This window comes from Rhizobium sp. WYJ-E13, from assembly GCF_018987265.1.
Lineage (GTDB): Bacteria > Pseudomonadota > Alphaproteobacteria > Rhizobiales > Rhizobiaceae > Rhizobium.
Genome location: NZ_CP076853.1, coordinates 479,365 through 495,327 on the forward strand (window position 1 = coordinate 479,365; position 15,963 = coordinate 495,327).

Genomic DNA, 15,963 nt, shown 5'->3' on the forward strand with positions numbered 1-15,963 from the left:
TCCGCTGTGGAAAGCGGCGGCAGGCATTGCCTTGCTGCTTTTCGCCGCTATGGTCCGCCAACCCTAATAAACTGCAGGAAATCCCATGGCCGCTGACCTTCGTTCGCTCGCAGCAAGTATCTCCGCCGAAATCAATGCCCGGCCCGATCAGGCCAAGGCGGCGATCGAGCTGCTGGACGAGGGGGCGACAGTGCCGTTCATCGCGCGCTACCGCAAGGAAGTCACGGGCGGGCTCGACGATACGCAGCTCCGCACGCTGGCTGAGCGTCTCGTCTATCTGCGCGAGCTGGAATCCCGCCGCGATACGATCATCGACTCCATCAACGGCCAGGGCAAGATGACCGACGAGCTCATGGCAAAGCTTGCAGGCGCCGCCACCAAGGCCGAACTGGAAGATCTCTACCTGCCCTACAAGCCGAAGCGCCGCACCCGCGCCGAAATTGCCCGCGAGCGTGGGCTTGGGCCACTCGCCGAAGCGATCCTCGCCGACCGAGCCAAGGAGCCGGCCGCACTTGCAGAAGCCTATATCACCGCCGACGTTGCCGATGTGAAGACCGCCCTTGAAGGCGCGCGCGACATCGTCGCCGAAGGTTTTGCCGAAAATGCCGATCTGCTCGGCAAGCTGCGCGCCCATATGCGCAATGCCGCTCTTCTGAAAGCGAAGGTCGTGGAAGGCAAGGAAGCGGCCGGCGAAAAATTCTCCGATTATTTCGACCATTCCGAACGCTGGGCGACGGCCCCCGGCCACCGCGCGCTCGCCATGCTGCGCGGCTGGAACGAGGAAGTGTTGACGCTGACGATCGAGGCCGATGCCGAGATCGCCTCGCCGAACAAGCCGGTCGAGCGGATGATTGCCGCAGCCTACGAGATTGGTTCGGCGCGCCCCGGCGACCGCTGGCTGATGGATGTCGCAAGCTGGACCTGGCGCGTGAAGCTCTCCATGTCGCTCTCACTCGACCTGATGCGGGAGTTGCGCGAAAGAGCGGAAGAAGAGGCGATCCACGTCTTTGCCCGCAATCTCAAGGATCTCCTGCTGGCAGCGCCCGCGGGCTCTCGCGCCACGATGGGCCTCGATCCGGGCATCCGCACCGGTGTCAAGGTCGCCGTGATCGATGGAACGGGCAAGCTGCTCGATACGACCACCGTCTATCCGTTCCCGCCGAAGAATGACGTGCGCGGCACGCAGGCCGAGCTTGCCTCGCTCATCCGCAAACATAATGTCGAACTGATCGCGATCGGCAACGGCACCGGCAGCCGCGAGACGGAAAAGCTGGTGGCCGATATGCTGGCTGCACTGCCGGCGCCCAAGCCCACCAAGGTCATCGTGTCGGAAGCCGGCGCCTCCGTCTACTCGGCGTCGGAAACCGCAGCGGCAGAATTCCCGCAGCTCGACGTTTCGCTGCGCGGCGCCGTCTCCATCGCCCGTCGCCTGCAGGATCCGCTCGCCGAGCTCGTCAAGATCGAGCCGAAGTCGATCGGCGTCGGTCAGTACCAGCATGATGTCGATCAGACCAAGCTCTCGCGTTCGCTCGACGCTGTCGTGGAAGATGCCGTGAATGCCGTCGGTGTCGATCTCAACACCGCGTCCGCCCCACTCCTGTCACGTGTTTCCGGCCTTGGCCGCTCGATTGCCGATGCCATCGTCCTGCATCGCGACCAGAATGGCGCTTTCGAAAGCCGCAAGGATCTCTTGAAAGTCGCGCGCCTTGGACAGCGCACCTTCGAGCAGGCGGCCGGCTTCCTGCGCATCCTGAATGGCAAGGAGCCGCTCGATGCGTCTTCCGTGCATCCGGAGGCCTATGGCGTGGCAAAGAAGATCGTCGCCGCCTGCGGCCGTGACCTGCGTTCGCTGATGGGCGACAGCGTCACCCTGAAGGCGCTCGACCCGCGTAAGTTTATCGACGAGAAGTTCGGCCTGCCGACGGTCAAGGATATCATTGCCGAGCTGGATAAGCCCGGCCGCGATCCGCGCCCGAGCTTCAAGACCGCGACCTTTGCGGAAGGCATCGATGAAATCGGCGACCTGAAGCCGGGCATGATGCTGGAAGGCACTGTCACCAATGTCGCCGCTTTCGGCGCTTTCGTCGATATCGGCGTGCATCAGGATGGTCTGGTTCATGTTTCGCAGCTCGCCGACCGCTTCATCAAGGATCCTCACGAAATCGTGAAAGCGGGCGACGTGGTCAAGGTGCGGGTGGTCGAAGTCGACGTGAAGCGCAAGCGCATCGGTCTCTCGATGCGCAAGGATGATGGCGCTCCAGCGGGTTCGCTACGCGGTGAGTCGCGAGGAAATGCAGGCTCGCGCCCGCAACAAGAGCGCCGCCCGGCGCCGGCAAAGCCGCAGAGCCAGGGCGCCTTTGGGGCTGCACTTGCCGAAGCGATGAAGCGAAAATAAGAGCTTAGGCCCCGAATTGGCAAAAATGTCACACTTTGGCAATTGAATCTGCGGAGTGCTAAATCCGGCGCTTGTCAGGCAGAAGAGAGCTATTAAGTTGATGTGACCATCCTGTCACATTTGCGAGGCGTCCATGGCGTCGGCATTCTTATCGATTGTCCAAAAAATTGTCCGAAAGGGTTCTTTGGCCCTTACTCTTGCCAACGGCGAGACCCACACGGTTGGCGACGGCACCGGCGAACCGGTTGCCGTGCGTCTTGCCGATCAGGAAGCAGAGGATGCGATCCGTCGCGATCCGACGCTGAAGCTCGGCGAAATGTATATGGAAGGCCGGTTCATTCTCGAACAAGGCAACATTTACGACTTCCTCGAACTGGTGAAGCAGAACACCACCAACGAAATCTTCGATTTCAAGATGGCAGTCCTGCTGATGGGCCGCATCGCCATGCAGCAGCTGAAGAGCCGCATGCCGGTCAATCACAACAAGCGTAATGTCGCCCACCATTACGACCTGTCGGAAAAGCTCTTCGAACTCTTCCTCGATGAGGATTGGCAATATTCCTGCGCCTATTTCGATCCGCCTGGCATTGGCCTTGAGGAAGCGCAGGTCGCCAAGAAGCGCCACATCGCGGCTAAGCTGATGCCGCAGCCGAACCAGCGGGTGCTGGAAATCGGCTCCGGCTGGGGCGGCATGGCCATGTATCTGGCGGAATCCACCCCCGGCCTTGATGTCACCGGCATCACGCTCAGCGAAGAGCAATTGAAGATTTCCCGCGAACGGGCAGAGAAACGCGGTCTTTCCGATCGCGTCCGCTTCGAGCTGCAAGATTATCGGTATCTCACCGGCAAGAAATTCGACCGCATCGTCTCTGTCGGCATGTTTGAACATGTCGGCATCGGCAATTACGGCAACTTCTTCAAGAAGGTGCACGAGCTATTGGATGACAACGGCGTCATGCTGCTGCATTCGATCGCCCGTCCGAAGCCGAGTTTTGCGACCAACGCCTTCATCGAGAAGTATATCTTCCCGCAGGGCTACATTCCCTCGATCGCCGAAACGCTGGTCCCGCTCGAAAAGGCCGGCCTGCTGACCCGTGACGTCGAGGTGCTGCCGCTGCATTATGCCTACACGCTGCGCCACTGGCGTGAGCGCTTCGTGGCCCGCAAGGCAGAGGCCGTCGCACTGTACGACGAGAACTTCTTCCGCATGTGGGAATTCTATCTGGCCGGTTCCGAAATAGGCTTCCGCTGGGACGAACTTTTCATCGAGCAGATCCAGATCACCAAGAGCCAGTTCGCGACGCCTGACAACCGGAATTACATTCCGCAGAACGAGGCGAAGCTTAGGGAGTTCGAGGCGACGCGTCCGCCATTGGAAAAGTTCACCTTCTGATATCGAAGCGCGGCCCGGCCGCGCTTTTTCTTTTTGGAGAGACGGATATGAGCGCATTTCCCGAAATCACTCTCGTACGCCATGGCGAAACGGCATGGTCGCTGTCCGGCCAGCATACCGGCCGCAGCGATATTCCGCTCACCGCCAATGGCGAAGCTGCGGCCCGCGCGCTTGCTCCGCGGCTTGCGGGTCTTTCCGTCTCCGCGGTCTGGTCGAGCCCTTCGCAGCGAGCCCGTTACACCTGCGCGCTTTCGGGTTTCGGGGAAGGGGTGATCATCAAGCCCGATCTCGCCGAATGGGACTATGGCGCTTACGAAGGCATCACGACCAAGGAAATCCTCTCGAAGCGCCCCGGCTGGCAGCTTTTTCGCGATGGTTGCCCGGATGGCGAAGCAGCAGCCGATGTCGGCGCCCGTGCCGATCGCATCATCGCGGAGCTTCGGCAGATCAGTGCGCCGGTCCTGATCTTTTCGAGCTCGCATTTCCTGCGTGTGCTCGGCGCCCGCTGGCTCGGCCTGCCGCCGGAAGATGGCTCCCGTTTCATTCTGGATACGACGAGCATCAGTGTTCTCGGCTATGAGCACGATTTGACCGAACCGGTCATTCGCCGCTGGAACCAGAAGTAATTTCCGATCCCTTCGATCTCGCCGCCGTGGTTAAGATTGAGGTAAGACCCTCGCTATAAATGTACCGATCGCCGCCGTCCGCGGCCGTTCTTGTATTGCGTTTTCTGGAGTGCGGATGTGTTTAATCGATCTGTCGTATCGATCTCTTTAGCTATTGCCCTTGTTTCTTTCGGCACCGCGTCTGCTCAGGAAGGCGGCCACTGGTGGTCCGGTGACTGGTATCTGAAGGTCGGTGTATCAGGCTTTTCCGCTCCGAAGTTCGAGGGGGCGTCGAGCAACGAATTCAAGTTCAGCCCGCTGATCTCGATGGGCCGCCAGGGTCCCGGTCCGCGCTTTTCCTCGCGCAATGACAATCCTTCTTTCGCGCTCGTCGATAATAGCGGTTTTCGCGCCGGTATCGTTGGCCGCTACGTGCCGCAGCGTGACCAAGATGACGACAGCGATCTGCGCGGCCTGAAGAAGGTCAAATGGGGTGCCGAAATCGGTGGCTTCGCCGAAGTCTATCCGACCGACTGGCTGCGTGCCCGCGCCGAACTGCGCCAGGGTATCCGCTCCCATGACGGCCTCGTGGCCGACGTGGCGCTCGATGCCTTCACCGATATCGCGCCCGACCTGCAACTGTCAGGCGGCCCGCGTGCCACCTTTGCAACGAGCGGCTATTTTCATTCCTATTACGGCGTCAATGAAGCGCAGTCGGCTGCAAGCGGGCTGAAGCCTTATGATCCCTCGGGCGGCATCCAGTCCTACGGTGCCGGCACTGCGCTCACCTGGAACGCGACGGAGAATCTGTCGACGAGCGCCTTTGCGGAATACAAGCGCCTCGCCGGTCCGGCGGCTGACAGCAGCCTTGTGCGCGAGCGTGGTTCCAAGAACCAGTTCCTGATCGGCGTGTCCGCAAGCTACAAGTTCAATTTCACGCTGAACTGAGCCGGCTGCGTGGTCGTGCCTTGACCATGGAGCCCAGCCGCCGCTAGATGGTTCCATGCAACAGATTGACGGTCTTAACGGGCGCGTTGCCGATGCGCCTTCGGATAACTGGGTTTATCGGATCCTGCCGCCCTGGCTGTGGCCCTATGCGCAGCTTGCGCGCTGGGACCGGCCGATCGGCTGGCAGCTCCTCATGTGGCCGTGCTTCTGGTCGGTGACGCTCGCTGCCAATGCGGCAATCGAACCGCGCGTCTTCTCCGGCGCCCTGCTGCTCTATCATCTGTTTCTGTATTTCCTCGGAGCGGTCGCCATGCGCGGCGCCGGCTGCACTTATAATGACCTTGTCGACCACGAGATCGACATGCAGGTGGCGCGCACCCGCTCGCGTCCGCTGCCGTCCGGTCGCGTGAACCGCCGTCAGGCGAAGATTTTCATCGGCCTGCAGGCGCTGGTCGGCCTGTTCGTGTTACTGCAGTTCAACTGGTTTGCCGTCCTTCTGGGTGTGCTGTCGCTCGGTATTGTCGCGCTCTATCCGTTTGCCAAACGCTTTACCGACTGGCCGCAATTCTTCCTCGGTCTCGCCTTTTCCTGGGGTGCGCTCATGGGTTGGGCGGGGATTTTCGGCACTCTGGCCTTCCCGGCCATCCTCCTTTATGCCGCTTCCGTCGTCTGGACGATCGGTTACGACACGATCTACGCCCACCAGGACAAGGAGGATGACGAGCTGATAGGGGTTCGTTCCACCGCCCGGCTGTTCGGCGACCGCACGCACCTGGCGCTTATCGGCCTCTATGGCCTGACGCTCGTACTGATGTTCCTGTCCTTCGCACTTGCTGGCGTCGGACTTCTCGCCTTCATCGGTCTGCTGATCGCGGCCGGCATGTTTGCCTGGCAGATCAGGACGCTCGATATCAATGACGGCACCCAGTGCTTAGCGCTCTTCAAATCGAACACTCGCGTCGGGCTGATTATTTTCCTTGGCCTGTTCGTTTCGCTGCTGTTCGCCATTCCTTGACCGCAAAATGAAAAAACCGGCAAAGCACCGGCCCGAAAATCGAGATCGATTTTCGAAGAGCCTGATGCGCAGATCAAAAATAGAGCGCTGTGCGGGACGCACAGCGCTCTGGGGCCGGGTTCGTAATGAGGTTCTGAGTCTATCGCTCAGTTGCGGGCGATGATTTCCTTGCCCTCGATCTTCATGATGACGCCGAGCTTGCCGGTCGTGCGACGCACGAGGAAGCGCGGGCGACGGTTTGCGAAATAGGAATGGCGACGGCGCGGCTTCATTTCGCTGGTGCGCAGGCCGCCGAGATGCTCCTCGAGCGGGCGGGCGACGCCGTCGGCTTCCACCATCAGCATCGGAATGCCGAAGGCTTCCGACCAGCTGCGCCAGTCGGCGGCAATATCGCCGAGATCATGGGCGACGAGCAGCGGAATGCAGAGTTCCGGATCTTCATGATGCAATTCGAGCGTCACAGTGACTTCGCCGTTGCCGTGGTCGATCGCGCGGGCCGCAACGCCCTTGAAAACACGACGCGGCAGGGCGATGGAGAGCGGCAGGCCGCTGGAGGGGAGGATCTTGCGCAGGACAGCGCCGCGTTCGTCGATCGTTATGCTGACGTCACCGGCATCGTCGTGGATGGCATAGCTCACCTGCTGCGGAAAGCGAGACGGATCAAGACGCAATGTCGTGCCAGCCCAGACGGGCTTCAGAACGGTATTCTTCATTTCATTTCTACCCTTGTCTTACCTGAGAGCCGGTTTCCGGTCTTCTCCTTGGGACTTTTCGTCCTCTGTGGCTCGACAATAGGCGGCCCCCGTTCCGTACAGCTTAAAAATTGCGGTTAAAGAAATCCTGCCTCCGGGAATGGTTAGCAAAACTGAATATGGCAGGGTTTCCAGATGGTGAACGCCCCCGTGTCTTAAAGCGGGACAGCTACAGGTAAGTCTCGGGTAAGTTTTGCGTGGCAAAATGCTCACACCAATGGTCCGTCATTCTTTAAAGATTTTGCTGAAAAGGGCGCATTTATGATCACGGCATCCCTGGCATACACCATTCTGTCTCGCGATATGCCGAAGAGCCTCGACCGCGTCGCCAATCAGGCCCAGGTCAAGAAAGACGCCCAATATTACGCCGACAACATCAACAAGGTGAAAGACGTCGACGACTTCCTTGGCGACTACAAGCTCTACAGCTACGCCATGAAAGCCTACGGTCTCGACGACATGATCTATGCGAAGGCCTTCATGAAGAAGGTCCTGCAAAGCGACCTCACGGACGCAAACAGCTTCGCCAACAAGCTCTCCGACACACGTTACAAGGAATTTGCCGCCGCCTTCAATTTCAACGCGCCGCCCAAGGATATTCAGACGGACGCGCAGGAAGACGATCTGATCGGCCTCTACAAGCAGTCCTTTGCCAATGCGGCACAACAGACTGCCACTGAGACGAAATATTACAGCGCGCAGATGGACGATGTGAAGACCGTCCAGGACTTCGTCGGCAATTCCCGTCTCCTGAATTACGCGTTGAAGAGCGTCGGCATCGACCCGACCTACATGTCGAAGGACTATATTGCTGGTGTCCTGACCACCGACATCAGCAAGCTTGGTGGCAATGCTCCTGATACGAGCGATCCGGCTTACGATCCGACCAAGACGTATGTCGGCGACAAGCTCTATGCGCTCGCCCAGCAATTCAACTTCAAACCCGACAATGGCGACACACAGTATTTCCGCGACAATATCGGTTCGGTGCAGTCGGTCGACGACCTTCTAGCCGATCCGCGCCTGCGCACGGTGGCGCTGCAGTCCGTCGGCGTCGATCCGGCAACGGCCGATAACGCTTTCATCAGGATGGTGCTGACAAGCGATCCGGCCACACTCGGCGGCGATGCGCCCCTCAACAACCCCGATCCGTCGCTCAACTATGTCGGCGACAAATACAAGGAACTTCGTTCCTATTTCAACTTCAACGCCGATGGTTCGGTCAGTGGTTCGGCGCAGAATTCCGGCCAGACCGACTCGGTCGCGGAACTATACGCCTTCCGCGCTCCCGTAGTCGGCGCCGCCCAGACTGCGACGCAGAAGAACAACGTCATCGAACAGTATAATATCAAGACTGCAACGCAGATCGTCGACCGCGACGGCACGGCCAGCGATGTGTACTATACCAGCCCGGTGATGTCCGATCTCAACAAGAGCTACTATCTGTCGAAGATCGGCACGATCACCAATGTCGATCAATTGGTCAACGACAAGCGGCTTGCAGACTACGTTCGCTCCGCGTTCGGCATGGATCCGGGCTTTACGCAGCTGAAAAGCGTTCTGACCGATCCTGCCTATGCTCGTTCGGTCGATTTGGGAAGCGCCTACGAGGCCTTCAATTTCAAGTCAGACGGTACGGTCTCTCCGACGGAGCGTGCGCAGTCCTATGGCCAGTTGACAGGTATAGTGAATGGCGCGACGAACGTCTCGAGCTACTTCTCGAACATGATGATGCCGCCGGGTGGGGTCAGCCCGATCGACAATGTCGACGAACTGCTGTCCGACAAGATGCTGACCTCCTATATCAAGGATGCCTACGGCCTCGGTCAGGATTTCAGCAATGCCGAACTGAAGAACATCCTCACGGATTCCACCTATGCCGGCACCGCAGGCCATCAGAACATCCATGATGCCTTCAATTTCAATGCGGATGGCTCGGTCACCTTTCAGACGCAGCCGGATGGCAGTGTTGTCGGCGCCCAAAGTGCTCTCCAGCTTCAGGGCATCAATCAGCTGGCCGCGAACAACTCCTCGTATTATCAGGTCAAGCTCGGCGACCTTTCCAACAATGGTTCGACCTCGGCAGTCGACATGTTCCTGGCCGACAGCAAGCTGGTCAGCTTCCTGCGCGCCAGCATGCAGATCGGCAACGACATCAGCGACACTACGCTTCGCGGCATTCTGACCGATCCGACGGTCGCGGCTGCCCAGGGCTATAGCGACGTCTATCAGCTCTTCAATTTCCACCAGGACGGCACGGTCGCCCAAAACACCCTGTCGCAGAGCGCCGGCCAGGTGGCCGAGATGACCAAGAAGGCAGACGACGCCGCCACCTATTACGGCAGCACGATGCCTTCGATCACAAGCGTCGATCAGTTGCTGGGCGACCAGAAGCTCAACAGTTACATCCGTTATGCCTTCAGTATTCCGACGAGCGTTTCGGATGCCGATTTGCGCAACATCCTCGTCGATCAGAGCGACACCGGACCCTATGCCAATGTGAAGGCGGCGTTCAATTTCGCGGCGGACGGCACTGTCACTCCCGGTTGGGCGCAGACCTCCGCACAGATGGCCTCTGTGAATTCGGCAGCTAACGCGCGGGAACAAGGCGTTCTGGACCGGATGGGCGACGTCAATGATGTCGATCAGCTCCTCGCTGACTCGTCCCTGACGGATTATCTGAAGATGGCCTATAATCTGGCCTACGACACGAGCGACGCCGAGTTGAGGAATATCCTCACCGACCCGACGCATGCCGCTTCCGTCGGCCAAAGCGATCTCAACGCTGCCTTCAATTTCGCGGCCGACGGTTCGCTGCCGACCTCGACGACCGCCCAGACCGGTGAGCAGACGATCAACACGTCAGATAATTACGGCGCTCGCGCCAACAATCAGGGCGACGATCTCATTGACCGTATCATCGCGAACTACAAGTCGCGAATGGACGACGCCAAGGGTGTAAAGAGCATCAATGATTTCATGAAAACCAATGCCACCGCCGATACGCTTCTCAGCAACAACTCCTATCCGGATCTTTATCAGATGGCGCTGCAGGCTTACGGCCTGACGACGAACGATGTCTCGCGCTCCACCATGCGCAAGCTGCTTGCAAGCGACCCCTATGATCCGAAGGGATATGTCGCATCCTTCAAGGACGACCGCATCACCAAGATGGTGCGCGCGTTCAACTTCGGTGCTGACGGTAAGGCTGCCGAGCCCCTGTCGGCTCTCTCCGCCGCCACGATGGCGAAATATGCGACCGATTATAAGTCGCATGCGACCATGCTGATGAAAGACGGTCCCGCAAAGGACCGCGCTTCCAAGGATGCCACCAAGGAAGTGGATTATTTCGGCAAGACCATACCAACCGTAACTTCGCTCGACGATTTCCTGGCCGACAAACGCCTGACGGATCTGGTCCTGAAAGCAAACGGTCTCGATCCGAAGAAGTACGACAAGGATACGCTGAAGAAGATCTTCACCTCCGATCCTGATGACAAGAAGAGCTATCTCAACACCACGGCTGACGCGCGCTTCAAGGAGATCGTCGCTTCCTTCAATTTCGACAAGGACGGCAACCTGACACGCGCCAAGATGGGTACGATCCAGGACAAGCAGGCCGAGGCGAATACGCAGCAGCAGTATGTGCAGATGACACTGGAAACCCAAGAGGGCGAAAAGAATGATGGCGTTCGCCTGGCGCTCTATTTCAAGCGAAAGGCTGGTGACGTCACCTCGCTCTACAACATTCTTGGCGACAAGGCACTCTATCAGGTCATCCAGACGACCTACAGTCTGCCGGCGCAGATTTCGTCGATGGACGTGGCCAAGCAGGTCGATCTTCTTGGCCGTTTCGTCAAGCTGGAGGACCTGCAGGATCCCAAGAAGGTCGACAAGCTCGTCAAGCGCTTCACAGCCATGTACGATATCCAGAACAATACGCAGCAATCGCCGGCGCTTCAGCTTCTGACCGGCGCCGCCGGCTAGACCGCATCGCTGCTTTGATAATGGTGTGAGCCTCCCAGAGTCCAGGAACGGTTCTAGAGGCTCACTACCTTGTCCGGGTTCATGATGCCAGCCGGATCGAAGGCCCGCTTGATGCGGCGCATCAGCTCCATTTCGATATCAGGCCGGATCGATGCCAACTCGTCACGCTTCAGTTGACCGATACCATGCTCGGCGGAGATCGAGCCGCCATGGGCGAGCACCAGCCCGTGCACGATATGGTTCATTTCGTGCCAGCGGGCGATGAAGGCATCCTTGTCGGCGCCAACAGGCTGCGAGATGTTGTAGTGGATATTGCCGTCGCCCATATGACCGAAGGCGCAGATGCGTGCGCCGGGCATTGCCGTCACTACCGCCTGGCCGGCCTGGTTTATGAAGTGCGGGATCTTCGAAACCGGCACGGAAACATCGTGCTTGATCGAGCCTCCCTCCGGCTTCTGGGCGTCCGACATGCTCTCACGCATGTGCCACAGCGCCTTCTGCTGCGCAACGGAGGAGGCGATCGCCGCATCCTGGACGAGGCCTGCTTCGAAACCCTGCTCCAGCACGGCATTCATCATCCGCTCGGCAGTTTCGGCGGAATCCGAGGTGGAGATATCGATCAGCACATACCAGTCATGCGGCGTCTCCAGCGGATCGCGCACGCCGTCGATATTGCGCGCAGTGATCTCGACGCCGAAGCGTGGCATCAGCTCGAAGCCGGTGAGAGAAGCGCCGCAGAGGCTGGAGGCAAGATTGAAGAAGGCGAGCGCATCCTCGACAGACGAAAGCCCGGCAAAGGCCACCTGATGGCCGAGCGGCTGCGGGAAAAGCTTCAGCACTGCACCGGTTATGATACCGAGCGTGCCTTCCGCGCCAATGAAGAGATCGCGCAGATCATAGCCCGTGTTGTCCTTCTTCAGTCGGCGGAGCCCGTCCCAGATCTCGCCCGTCGGCAGCACGACTTCGAGACCGAGGCAGAGCTGGCGCATGTTGCCATAGGCGAGAACTGCTGTTCCGCCGGCATTGGTGGAAAGGTTGCCGCCGATGCGGCAGGACCCTTCCGAGCCGAGCGACAGCGGAAACAGGCGGCCATGCGCCTCGGCGGCCTTCTGCACCTCGGCGAGGATCGCGCCGCCATCGGCGACCAGCACGTTGGCGACCGGATCGACATCGCGGATCTTGTTCATGCGTTCGAGCGACAGGATGACATCCGCCTTGCCTTCGCGCGGCGTTTGTCCGCCGACGAGGCCGGTATTGCCCGTCTGCGGCACGATCGCGGTACCGGTCTCGGTGGCGAGCTTCATGATCGCGGAGACTTCCTCGACCGAAGCGGGTTTTAAGAGGAGAGGGGAGGAGCCGTGATAGAGGCCGCGGTTTTCGATGAGGTGCGGCGCGAGATCGGCTTCGCTGCGAAGCGCATATTTCTCGCCGACGATGGCCGTGAAACGCTCGATGATATCAGGCGAAATGCTTGTGCTGCTCATGGAGCCCGGTCCCTCTTCTTCACTCGCGCGGTGCTGCCGCGCGCCGCAATCGATCGTTGATCGCCTCTCCAAGCCCCTCGTCGGGGATCGGTGAAAAGGCGATCATGGCCGCGCCGCTGGCATCGGCCTTCTTCATGTAGTCGAAAAGATTGGCGGCCGCTTCCGAGAGATCGCCGCGCGGGCTGAGGTTCAGCGTGATCGCGGCATGCTCGGCGCCTGCCACCGTCTCCGGCCCGAAGGCGATCAGCGCTTCGCCGGGGTGGAGATCGGTAGCATCCAGCCGGACGGCCGCACCCGGCGCGTAATGCGAGGCGAGCATGCCTGGCGCTTCGATCGCCGCGGCAGCCTTCTTTGAACGCTGCAATCGCCTGCCGGTCACCCGCTCGATCTCCTTGGCCGGCAGACCGCCTGGCCGCAGCAAGCGAAGTTCGCCGTTCTCGACCTTCACGATCGTCGATTCCACTCCGACTGCACTCGCGCCCGCGTCAAGGATCAGCGGTATCTTTGCGCCGAGATCGGCTTCGACATGGGCAGCACTCGTGGCGCTCACCTTGCCTGATGTATTGGCGCTCGGAGCCGCGAGCGGTCGCCCGAAGGCGCGGATCAGTTCACCTGTAAAGCCTTTCGGTATGCGGATGCCGACGCTGTCGAGGCCCGCGGTCGCCAGCGCATGGATCGTGGTGCCGGTCTTCAGCGGCAGCACCAGCGTCAACGGGCCTGGCCAAAACGCTTCTGCCAAAGCGCGCGAGATCGGATCGAATTCCGCATGGGCTTCTGCCATCGCAAGATCCGCCATGTGGCAGATCAGCGGATTGAAGCGCGGCCGGCCCTTGCTCTCGTAGATCCGGGTGATTGCCGCCGGATTGGTCGCGTCGGCGGCAAGTCCGTAGACGGTCTCGGTGGGAATGGCGATCGCAAAGCCTTCGGCAAGTGCCGCGCAGCCGGCTTCGAGCGCCGTCTTCCTGTCCGCCTTGATGTCGATAATGCGTGCCATGTCCTGCCCGGTTTTTACTGCGGCAGTCATTAGGCCTTCCTTGCGGCGCGATCAATCCCGCCCAGAACGAGCGGACCAACAGCCCGCGGACTACAGCTGGCGTATGATCTGGCGAAGCTGCTCGTTGCGGGCGCCGAGCAGAAGGATGTTGCGGATGGCGATCTGCGGATCGTTGGTGCGGAAGAGCAGGCCGTTGCCGCGCACGGAGCGGTCGACCACCATCTTCTCCGGTGTGCTTTCACCCGGCTTGACCGCCACGGCGAAATACATGCGGGAATTCTGTACCGCGATATTGTCGAAGAAATTGTCGTTGTCGCCGATGTCGGAATAGAAGTTGGCGATGTAGAAGGCCCAGGCCACTTCGTCGTAGCGGGCAAATTTGGTACGCGCTGCCGTGACGTGGCAGTAGCCGAGATGCGGGCTGTCGGCCAGCGTCCGGTGGAAGATCATCTTCGGAAACTGGATGGAGCGGTGGAAGCCGTTGATGTTCTGATGGGTTTTTTCGCCCGCGGCCTGCAGCTTTCGTGCGGTCTTTTCGGCCACTTCCTCATGGGTGAGATAGCGGCGCTCCTCCGGGAGCCAGTCTTCGCGACGGCGGCTGATACGGCCGGTGCGCAGGAATTCCGAGTGCTTGGCGAAAAGCCGCGGTTCCGTAGGCTTGATCTCTTCCCGCGTGTCGAAATATCGAAGTTTGGCCATGGCTTCCGCAGTCTTCGCTGTGTGGGTCACCGGCAAGGATAGGTTTTCGTGCTTAACGCCCTGTTAAAATAGCGCGAAGAAGGCGCGAGAGCCGGGTTTGAAGCCGACATGTCGTAAATACGACAGGATTTTATCTGCCGCATTGGATTCGCTTATGTCTGAAGGGCCACGAAATGTCGCAATTGACGATAATCAAAGGCGAATGAATGTTTCTGAGGACCGCTCGGCTCCCCTGTCGTCAATTTCGAAGCGGATGTCGCTTTACAACCAAGCGACCGGCATGCTCGGTGCTTAAATAACCCTATGACCAGTTCTCCGGAGGGAGAAGGAAGCGGGCGCGCTTCCGCTGCGGTGCTCGAAAAGGGTAGCAGCCACATGCACAAGGATAGGCAGATGGATATTCGCAGCAACGTTTTGCGCCAGCTCAAGAGCCGCCGCGAGGGTTTCAGTCTCGAACAGCCCTTCTATATTGACGAGGATTATTTCCGTCTGGACATGGAGATGATCTACTATCGCGACTGGCTGTTCATCGGCCATGATTGCGAATTGACGAAGCCGGGCGCCTACTTCACCGTCCAGATCGGCGATTATCCCGTCGTCATCGTGCGCGGACGTGACAATGTCATTCGCGCCTTCCACAACAGCTGTCGCCACCGCGGCTCGCGTGTCTGCACCAAGGAGCACGGCTCGTCGGTACGCCTCGTCTGCCCCTATCACCAATGGACCTACGATCTCGACGGCAAACTCGCCTTCGCGCGCCATATGGGCGATGATTTCGACAAGAGCGGCTACGGGCTGAAACCAGTCCATTGCGAAATTGTCGCCGGTTACGTCTTCATCTGCCTCGCCAATGTCGCGCCCGACTTCCAGACCGTGCGCGACAAGGTCGAGCCCTATATGGCGCCCCACCATATCAGCGAGGCCAAGATCGCCTTCCAGAGCACCATCATTGAGAAGGGCAACTGGAAGCTTGTCTGGGAAAACAATCGCGAGTGCTATCACTGCGCCGCAAACCATCCCGAGCTCTGCCGCACCTATCCGGAAGCGCCGAGCGTGACCGGCACGGATGGCGGTGCCGACGATCCCGAGATTGCCGGCCATTGGGCGCGCTGTGAGGCAGCCGGTCTGCCGAGCAAGTTCCAGATCTCGCCCGATGGACAGTTCCGCACCGCCCGCATGCCGCTGATCGAGGACGCCGAAAGCTACACCATGTCCGGCAAGCCCGCCGTCAAGCGCCCACTCTCCGATGACGTGAAGATCAGCCACATCGGCACCATGCTGCTTTTCCACTATCCGACGACCTGGAACCATCTGCTCGGCGATCACGCGATCTCCTTCCGCGTGCTGCCGCTCAGCGCCAACGAGACGGCTGTGACGACCAAGTGGATCGTCCACAAGGATGCCGTCGAAGGCGTGGATTACAATCTCGAGGAACTGACCCACGTCTGGACCGAGACCAACGACCAGGACCGCCGCATCGTCGAAGAGAATGCCTTCGGCATCCGCTCGCCGGCCTATGAGCCCGGTCCTTATTCGGCGGCCCACGAAGGCGGCGTCATGCAGTTCCTCGAATGGTATTCGAATTTCATGATCAATCGCCTGCAGGGCGATCAGGCCAAGCTTTCGGTCGTCGCCTGAGGACGTTCATGACCGGTTAATGTCCGGTTCATTTCACCTCCGATAGAGATGGA

At 59.7% G+C, this 15,963-nt stretch carries 11 protein-coding genes; 7 read left to right on the top strand and 4 right to left on the bottom strand.

Going from position 1 to position 15,963, the window contains the following annotated elements:
- The first annotated feature begins 85 nt into the window (after positions 1-85).
- From KQ933_RS02335 to ubiA, 5 genes are all read left to right on the top strand, one after another.
- Complete coding sequence (locus KQ933_RS02335; RefSeq protein WP_216757205.1) at positions 86-2,395, top strand: Tex family protein; 2,310 nt, start codon at positions 86-88, stop codon at positions 2,393-2,395.
- A gap of 133 nt (positions 2,396-2,528) precedes the next feature.
- A complete protein-coding gene (locus KQ933_RS02340) occupies positions 2,529-3,788 on the top strand; it encodes a cyclopropane-fatty-acyl-phospholipid synthase family protein (protein WP_216757206.1) in 1,260 nt (419 codons plus the stop codon).
- A gap of 47 nt (positions 3,789-3,835) precedes the next feature.
- Complete coding sequence (locus KQ933_RS02345) at positions 3,836-4,414, top strand: histidine phosphatase family protein (RefSeq protein WP_216757207.1); 579 nt, start codon at positions 3,836-3,838, stop codon at positions 4,412-4,414.
- A 117-nt stretch (positions 4,415-4,531) separates the two neighbouring features.
- Positions 4,532-5,341: a MipA/OmpV family protein gene (locus KQ933_RS02350; protein ID WP_216757208.1), complete on the top strand. Its 810-nt coding sequence runs from the start codon at positions 4,532-4,534 to the stop codon at positions 5,339-5,341.
- A gap of 55 nt (positions 5,342-5,396) precedes the next feature.
- A complete protein-coding gene (gene ubiA, locus KQ933_RS02355; protein WP_216757209.1) occupies positions 5,397-6,356 on the top strand; it encodes a 4-hydroxybenzoate octaprenyltransferase in 960 nt (319 codons plus the stop codon).
- Between the two features lie 146 nt (positions 6,357-6,502).
- Here the strand turns inward: ubiA and KQ933_RS02360 are convergent, their stop codons facing one another.
- A complete protein-coding gene (locus KQ933_RS02360; protein WP_216757210.1) occupies positions 6,503-7,069 on the bottom strand; it encodes a DUF6101 family protein in 567 nt (188 codons plus the stop codon).
- A gap of 300 nt (positions 7,070-7,369) precedes the next feature.
- On the opposite strand from KQ933_RS02360, the gene KQ933_RS02365 reads away from it, so the two are divergent.
- Complete coding sequence (locus KQ933_RS02365) at positions 7,370-11,095, top strand: DUF1217 domain-containing protein (protein WP_216757211.1); 3,726 nt, start codon at positions 7,370-7,372, stop codon at positions 11,093-11,095.
- 53 nt (positions 11,096-11,148) lie between these two features.
- Here KQ933_RS02365 and KQ933_RS02370 read toward each other — a convergent pair whose 3' ends face one another.
- The 3 genes from KQ933_RS02370 to KQ933_RS02380 all read right to left on the bottom strand — a co-directional run bounded on the left by KQ933_RS02370 (position 11,149) and on the right by KQ933_RS02380 (position 14,272).
- The gene (locus KQ933_RS02370) at positions 11,149-12,579 is read right to left on the bottom strand and encodes an FAD-binding oxidoreductase (protein ID WP_216757212.1); all 1,431 of its coding nucleotides are present in this window, start codon (positions 12,577-12,579) and stop codon (positions 11,149-11,151) included.
- 19 nt (positions 12,580-12,598) lie between these two features.
- The gene (locus KQ933_RS02375; RefSeq protein ID WP_216758811.1) at positions 12,599-13,573 is read right to left on the bottom strand and encodes an L-threonylcarbamoyladenylate synthase; all 975 of its coding nucleotides are present in this window, start codon (positions 13,571-13,573) and stop codon (positions 12,599-12,601) included.
- A gap of 90 nt (positions 13,574-13,663) precedes the next feature.
- Positions 13,664-14,272, bottom strand: coding sequence for a DUF6656 family protein (locus KQ933_RS02380; protein ID WP_216757213.1), 609 nt, complete (start codon positions 14,270-14,272; stop codon positions 13,664-13,666).
- Positions 14,273-14,665: 393 nt separating this feature from the next.
- On the opposite strand from KQ933_RS02380, the gene KQ933_RS02385 reads away from it, so the two are divergent.
- Positions 14,666-15,910 (top strand): aromatic ring-hydroxylating dioxygenase subunit alpha, encoded by a 1,245-nt coding sequence (locus KQ933_RS02385; RefSeq protein WP_216757214.1) that lies wholly within the window; start codon positions 14,666-14,668, stop codon positions 15,908-15,910.
- Positions 15,911-15,963: the final 53 nt, after the last annotated feature.

Excerpts from the sequence above, each read along its gene's own strand:
- ubiA (WP_216757209.1), top strand. The coding sequence starts at position 5,397 with ATGCAACAGATTGACGGTCTTAACGGGCGCGTTGCCGATGCGCCTTCG.
- KQ933_RS02345 (WP_216757207.1), top strand. The coding sequence starts at position 3,836 with ATGAGCGCATTTCCCGAAATCACTCTCGTACGCCATGGCGAAACGGCA.
- KQ933_RS02375 (WP_216758811.1), bottom strand. The coding sequence starts at position 13,573 with ATGGCACGCATTATCGACATCAAGGCGGACAGGAAGACGGCGCTCGAA.
- KQ933_RS02370 (WP_216757212.1), bottom strand. The coding sequence starts at position 12,579 with ATGAGCAGCACAAGCATTTCGCCTGATATCATCGAGCGTTTCACGGCC.
- KQ933_RS02385 (WP_216757214.1), top strand. The coding sequence starts at position 14,666 with ATGGATATTCGCAGCAACGTTTTGCGCCAGCTCAAGAGCCGCCGCGAG.
- KQ933_RS02335 (WP_216757205.1), top strand. The coding sequence starts at position 86 with ATGGCCGCTGACCTTCGTTCGCTCGCAGCAAGTATCTCCGCCGAAATC.
- KQ933_RS02380 (WP_216757213.1), bottom strand. The coding sequence starts at position 14,272 with ATGGCCAAACTTCGATATTTCGACACGCGGGAAGAGATCAAGCCTACG.
- KQ933_RS02360 (WP_216757210.1), bottom strand. The coding sequence starts at position 7,069 with ATGAAGAATACCGTTCTGAAGCCCGTCTGGGCTGGCACGACATTGCGT.
- KQ933_RS02365 (WP_216757211.1), top strand. The coding sequence starts at position 7,370 with ATGATCACGGCATCCCTGGCATACACCATTCTGTCTCGCGATATGCCG.
- KQ933_RS02340 (WP_216757206.1), top strand. The coding sequence starts at position 2,529 with ATGGCGTCGGCATTCTTATCGATTGTCCAAAAAATTGTCCGAAAGGGT.